The 1278-nt window shown below is 64.3% G+C and carries 2 protein-coding genes; both read left to right on the top strand.

What is annotated here, in order from left to right; genetic code table 11:
- On the top strand, positions 1 to 632 hold a 632-nt coding region (locus NEI07_RS04600; protein ID WP_407659846.1), incomplete at its 5' end, for a Mu transposase domain-containing protein.
- Positions 629 to 1278: IS21-like element helper ATPase IstB (gene istB, locus NEI07_RS04595; protein WP_256033034.1), on the top strand; the 650-nt coding region annotated here is incomplete at its 3' end. The genes NEI07_RS04600 and istB, both read left to right, overlap by 4 nt.

Genomic DNA, 1278 nt, shown 5'->3' with positions numbered 1-1278 from the left:
TCGATCTGGCGCGCCATTACGGCTTTCAGCCACGCGCCTGCAAGCCTTACCGCGCCAAAACGAAAGGGAAAGTCGAGCGGCCCTTCCGTTACATCCGGGAAGATTTTTTCCTCGGCGGCGCCTTCCGCAATCTCGATGATCTGAACCTCCAACTCCGGACCTGGCTCGACACAGTCGCCAATCCGAGGGTCCACGCCACGACCAAGCGTGTCGTCACCGAGGCATTCGCCGAAGAGAGAACAACGCTCAAGTCATTGCCGCTCACGCCCTATCAGGCCGTACTGAGGCTCGAGCGGCGCGCCTCGCATGAAGGCATGGTCAGCGTCGGCGGCAATCTCTACAGCGTGCCGGACACCACCCGCCGGCGCGTCCTTGACGTCCATGTCTTCGCCGACGCCATCCGCATTTTCGAAGACGGGGTGTTGATTGCCGTCCACGCGCCGCTCGAGGGCCGCGGCGAGAAACGCCTCGACCCGGCGCATCGTAAAGCCCCGTCGGCGACGCCGCGCCGTCGACCAGCAGACACGTCGCCGCCCCTTGTGCTGCGCGCCGGCGATCAGGCCGCAAGGCGTCCGCTGGCCTTCTACGACGCTGTGGGTCGCCGGCTGGCGATGCAGGGAGGCTCGCAATGAACGCGACGCCCTCCGCCATCATCGACCGCGTCAAACGCAATCTCGTCGGTCTGAAGATGCCACGCGCCCTCGAAATCCTCGACGTCACCCTACGCGGCATCGAGCGTGGCGAGACGACGGCCCTCGACGCGCTCGACATTCTGCTCACCGAGGAACTCACCCTGCGCGAGAACCGTCGCGTCAGGATGGCCCTTCAGATGGCGCGCCTATCCGCCGTCAAAACGCTTGCCGGCTTCGACTTCGCCTTCCAGCCCTCGCTCGACAAGAGCCGCGTCATGGCGCTCGCCGAGTTGCAGTTCATCAATCGCGCCGAAGCCGTCCATCTCATAGGGCCGCCAGGCACGGGCAAAACCCATCTCAGTCTGGCGCTCGGCGTCGAGGCCGTCAAAGCCGGCCGCAGCGTCTACTTCGCCTGCCTCGCCGACATCATCGCAACATTGGCCAAGGCCGAACGCGAGGGGACGCTGCGGGAGAAGATCCGTTACTTCTGCCGCTTCTCGCTGCTGATCGTCGACGAGATCGGCTATCTGCCGGTCACTCCAGGCGGCGGCAATCTGTTCTTTCAGCTCGTCAACGCTCGCTACGAAAAGGGCGCCATGATCCTCACCTCAAACCGCGGCTTCGCGGAATGGGGCGAAATCTTTGG

Source organism: Methylocystis suflitae (assembly GCF_024448135.1).
Lineage (GTDB): Bacteria > Pseudomonadota > Alphaproteobacteria > Rhizobiales > Beijerinckiaceae > Methylocystis > Methylocystis suflitae.
Note: the sequence above shows the minus strand (reverse complement) of the source record. Positions and strands in the feature narration are given on the sequence as shown.